At 28.0% G+C, this 5,050-nt stretch carries 4 protein-coding genes and 1 pseudogene; 2 read left to right on the top strand and 3 right to left on the bottom strand.

What is annotated here, in order from left to right; translation table 11 throughout:
• Both Q0J90_RS12375 and Q0J90_RS12370 read left to right on the top strand, forming a co-directional pair.
• A pseudogene (locus tag Q0J90_RS12375) lies at positions 1–243 on the top strand (ribonuclease R); the annotation flags it as partial.
• A 104-nt stretch (positions 244–347) separates the two neighbouring features.
• A complete protein-coding gene (locus tag Q0J90_RS12370; RefSeq protein ID WP_297278204.1) occupies positions 348–1,235 on the top strand; it encodes an Rpn family recombination-promoting nuclease/putative transposase in 888 nt (295 codons plus the stop codon).
• 70 nt (positions 1,236–1,305) lie between these two features.
• Here the strand turns inward: Q0J90_RS12370 and Q0J90_RS12365 are convergent, their stop codons facing one another.
• From Q0J90_RS12365 to Q0J90_RS12355, 3 genes are all read right to left on the bottom strand, one after another.
• A complete protein-coding gene (locus Q0J90_RS12365) occupies positions 1,306–2,925 on the bottom strand; it encodes a restriction endonuclease subunit S (protein WP_297278203.1) in 1,620 nt (539 codons plus the stop codon).
• Positions 2,926–3,242: 317 nt separating this feature from the next.
• Positions 3,243–4,703 carry a class I SAM-dependent DNA methyltransferase gene (locus tag Q0J90_RS12360; protein ID WP_297278202.1) on the bottom strand — a complete coding sequence of 487 codons (1,461 nt, stop codon included), beginning with the start codon at positions 4,701–4,703 and terminating at the stop codon, positions 3,243–3,245.
• Positions 4,704–4,724: 21 nt separating this feature from the next.
• Positions 4,725–5,050, bottom strand: a 326-nt coding sequence (locus tag Q0J90_RS12355; RefSeq protein ID WP_297278201.1) for a type I restriction-modification enzyme R subunit C-terminal domain-containing protein, incomplete at its 5' end; no start/stop codon positions are given.

The raw sequence follows: 5,050 nt of genomic DNA, 5'->3' as shown, positions 1-5,050 counted from the left end.
ACATTAGGGGATAGAATAAGAATAGTAGTTTATAAAGTTGATGTAAAAGAATTATTCATTGATTTCATGCCTGCAAGCGAATTTGATAATAGTTTTGATGATAGAGACTTAATAGACAGCAGAGATTTTTTGAAGAAAAAGAAAAACAAAAAAGAAATATATTCAAAAAAATCTCATAAAAAAAGAGGTTCAAAAGACAGGATAAATAGAAAAGAAAGAAAAAAATCCAAAAAGAGAAGATAATATTTAATTAATAAAAGGCTTTCTTAAATTAAAATAAGGAAGCCTTTTTATTCATATAAAAAATGACAACTTTACATTTATAATTAATTTAGTATAATAGAGCTATGAGGAATATTAATGTTTTGAATGACTATTTTATGAGATATTTATTCTCATCATCAGACAGTAATGCTATACTTCTTGACTTCATTAATTCAATAATGCTTGATTCTAATATGAAAACTTTTAGATCAGTAGAAATACTTACACCTTTTAACTATAAAGAAAATTATGAAGATAAAGAAACTATTGTTGATGTTAAATGCATAACTCAAAATGGAACAGTTGTTATAATAGAAATACAATTGCAAGGTAATTCAAGATTCCCAGAACGTATATTATATTATTGGGCATCAAATTACAGTAAACTTTTAAAACAAGGCGAAAAATATGATGCTTTAACTCCTGTAATTAGCATAAATTTACTTAATTTCAATTTAGATGACAATGACTCTATACATTCCTGCTATATGATTTATGATAGTATTAATAAAAGATTATTAACAGACCATTTACAAATACATATATTAGAATTAAAAAAGTTTAAATATAATTCATTAGAGCCTGATTTAAATTGCTGGCTTAAATTTTTCACAATGAAAGAAAAAGATGATAAGGAGGTTATTATGTCAGATTTAGTAAAAGAAAAACCTATAATGGAAGAAGTACAGAAAAGATATAATAATTTTATTAAAGATAGATTAATGATGAATGAGTATGATAAAAGAGAAGCATATTTATACGGCAATCAAATAATGCTTGAAGAAGAAAGAAGATTAGGAATAGAAGAAGGAATCAAACAAGGTATAGAACAAGGCATAGAACAAGGTATAAAACAAGGAAAAAAAAATAAAGCCATATCTATGGCAAAAAACATGAAAGACAGATATATGGACATAAATCTCATCAGTGAATTAACAGGCTTGAGTATAGAAGAAATAGAAAAACTATAAAAAATAATATTTAATCAATAACAAAAGGCTTTCTTAAATTAATAATGAAGCCTTTTTATTTATAAAAATCTTATATTTTAATAGTATTAATAACCTCATTGAGCTTATTAATTTTATCAACAATACGTTTCTGCTCCTCAATCGGCGGCAATGGAATTAATAGATTTTCTATATAATCTGATTTAATATTATTTATATTAGTACCTGTCACCTTATTTCTTATATGTTCCCTATAATAATTCGATTCAAATATAGTATTTATATAACTAGATATATTTATATCATAAAGTCGTATAATCCTTAAAAAAGCACCTATTTGTATATTATTATAATTATCTTTTATAAATGCTGGTTTACCTATAACAGTTTTACTTCCTGTTGAAGCCACAATAATAATATCGTATTTTTTTATATTTTTTTCTTCATCGTAATAAGAGATAGGTAAAAATACATCATCATCAAATAGTAATAATTGGTTATCTTGTATATTACCACCTCTTAAAATTCTTACTCCATTATTAGTAATATCATTCTTATTATATGAAGTTCCACTAATTAAATATATCAATTTGTAAAGCCTTACCCAAACCCAACTATCAGGTATTTCAAAAGGAAGCTCATCATCTATGCAAACATCTTTTACAATATTATTACCCTCAAAAACTCTTTCATAATATGATCCGTCTTTCTTGTATATCTCGCTTGTAGTTTTATCTTTTTTTATCTTGCCTTCTTTTATTAATTTTTCTCTCTCTTCTTTTATGCGTTTCAAGAGTTCTTCAACTGGCTCATCTTCTTGGCTTTGCTCTGTAAGTTTGCCCTCTATAGCGTATTGAAGAATAGATTTCTTTATATTATCAGGGAATTCTTTATTCAATTTCGTAATGCTTTTTTCAAGCTCATCATACTCATTTATAAGAGGCATTAAAAAATTGATTTTTTCAACAATGCGTTTTTGTTCTTCTATCGGCGGAATTGGTATTAAAATACTTTCTAATTTACTTGCTGATATGTGAACTATTATATCACCTGTAGCAAGTTTTGATTTACAGTATATGGCATATGGGGAATTCATAAGATATGAAATAAAAAGAGGTTCCATTTTATGATTTGTCCAAAAAGCTAAATCACCGCTTGCTGCAACTTTTGAATCTCCTAAATATACTACAGCTTTTGCTATATCTTCTTTATTTTCTCCTGTTAATGTCATCAAAACATCTCCATAAGAAAAATGTTTACTTTTTTTAAAAATTTCTTCAGGAATATTAGAAACAGCTTCTTTAAATGAGATATTATATGTTGTATATATTTCACCATATCTAACACATGGAAAACCAGATTCAACTACATCTGAACGTTTTATACCATTTCCTCTTATTATAGTACCAATATTTCCTATACGGCACCAAGTCCAAGTGTCTGGTATTTCAAATGGTAGTTCTTCATCTATACAAGCATCTTTCAAAATATTTTTGCCGTCTGAAACTCTTTCATAATATGAACCGTCTTTCTTGTATATCTCGCTTATTCTCTTCTCTTTCTTTATCTTGCCTTCTTTTATTAAGCTATCTTTTTCTTCTTTTATGCGTTTCAAAAGTTTTTCAACCGGTTCGTCTTTTTTACTTTGTTCTGTGAGTTTGCCTTCAACTGCCATTTGAAGTATTGATTTTTTTAATTCCGATGCTGTCATGTCGCAATGCCTTTTATTATTATATCTATTAAAATTTTATTTAAATTATATATTTGTGGGGACTAGCCCCCACACCCCCACTTCTTTTGCGACCGAAGGAAGTACCTGTGGTATTGCCACAAAGAAGCAAAAAGGCTATATTTTAACTCAAATCCAATAATTCATTCTTACATGTGTAAGACAAAATTATTATTATTTAGTATTAATTTTGTACTTGCACTTTCGCCGCAGGCGTACTTCGTATGGTTCTTTTTGCTGCGGGAAAAAGAACAACAAACAATTGATGAATTTAATTTTTATTTTTCCTTATTTTTTAATTATTTCAATATATTCATTATGTTATCAAGCACTCTGTCTATATCCGCATCCAAACTGGCTCTGCGTTCCTGATACTGTTTTATGAGTTCATCGGGCGGAAGTATTTCCTCCTCCTCATGTGGGTATCCGCATAAGTCTATATTATAATTCCTTTCCACTATCTCATCAATACTGTATTTCTTGCTCTTGTCAAAACCGTCTGCACTAATCTCTTTTCTATTATCCCACCATTCAAACACTTCATTGAAATGTTCAAGTTTCATAGGTTTAGTTTTTGAAAAGTTTTTATATCCTTCAGGCATATCAAGTCTATAAACCCAAGTTTCTTTTGTGGAATGAGTTTTATCAAAGAATAATATATTAGTTGTAATTGATGTATAAGGAGCAAAAACACTATGAGGCATACGCACTATAGTATGTAAGTTAAACTCTTTAAATAATTTTTTCTTTATGGATACTTTTATATTATCAGTACCAAATAAAAATCCGTCCGGAAGTATTACCGCACTTCTTCCATTGAGTTTTAGTCTATACATTATAAGAGTAACAAATAAATCAGCCGTTTCACTGCTTCTAAGATCTGCAGGGAAATTCATTTTTATATTATCTTTTTCATTTCCTCCATAAGGCGGATTCATTACTATAATATCAAATTTATCGCTTTCTTTATAGCCTCTAACATCATATTCAAGTGCATTGTCATGAAAAATGCTAGGATTATCAACATCATGTATAAACATATTTGTAATACATAATAAAAAAGGAAGTGCTTTCTTTTCTATACCATAAATAAAATTATTATAAAGTTCTCTTTTTTCAGGTCCTTGCAAATCATCATAAATTATATTTAAAGCAGAAGTTAAAAATCCACCCGTACCGCATGCAAAATCTGCCATTGTCTCACCTAGTTTTGGATTAATAATTTTCATTATAAAATCTGTTACAGCTCTAGGTGTATAAAACTCTCCGGCATTTCCTGCACTTTGCAAACTTCTTAATATAGTTTCATATATCTCACCGAATGCATGACGCTCTTTATAATCTTCAAAATCTATTTCATTTATTACATTTATAACCTGTCTTAAAAGTATTCCGTCTTTCATATAATTATTATTATCTTCAAATGCCGATTTTACTATAGATTTAACTTTTAAAGAACTATCATCTATTTCTAATTTTTTAAGAGCAGGAAAAAGTTGGGTATTAACAAAATTTAAAAGCTCATCTCCGGTTAATGCCTTTCCGTCCATATTATCAACTGCCCAATTATCCCATTTTAAATTCTCAGGTATTACAGACTCATAATCATCATAAACCGCTTCCCATTGCTGTTCTTTATAATTAAAAATCTTTAAAAATATTATCCATACCATTTGTTCTATACGCTGAGCATCGCCGTTTATGCCTGCATCATTACGCATGATATCTTGAAGTCTTTTTACTAAATTATTTAAACTCATTTATCTCACTCCGTTTTTTATTTATGCCATATAAATTTCTTTTTCTAAATCCTTAACTGCCTTATTATAATTTTCTTTTCCTCCGAATAATGAAAATATTTTTACAGCTGAACCAAATCTAGTAAATGGGCTATTTAATAATATACTTCTGTCTGTGATATCATTTATACTATTATCCATATATTTTTCAAGTAAAGCATTTATCACTTCCCTTGCTACTCCTTCATACTTATCTAAATAACCTCTTTTTTTAACATTCTTAATTCTTTCACTTTTTGTAAGAGGCTTTTTATCATAAGCGAGATGACATATTAAATCAAAATCATCTATATTTTCATCAATATGTT

The organism is uncultured Brachyspira sp. (genome assembly GCF_944390595.1).
Taxonomy (GTDB): Bacteria; Spirochaetota; Brachyspiria; order Brachyspirales; family Brachyspiraceae; genus Brachyspira.
Note: the sequence above shows the minus strand (reverse complement) of the source record. Positions and strands in the feature narration are given on the sequence as shown.

Excerpts from the sequence above, each read along its gene's own strand:
- Q0J90_RS12370 (WP_297278204.1), top strand. The coding sequence starts at position 348 with ATGAGGAATATTAATGTTTTGAATGACTATTTTATGAGATATTTATTC.
- Q0J90_RS12365 (WP_297278203.1), bottom strand. The coding sequence starts at position 2,925 with ATGACAGCATCGGAATTAAAAAAATCAATACTTCAAATGGCAGTTGAA.
- Q0J90_RS12360 (WP_297278202.1), bottom strand. The coding sequence starts at position 4,703 with ATGAGTTTAAATAATTTAGTAAAAAGACTTCAAGATATCATGCGTAAT.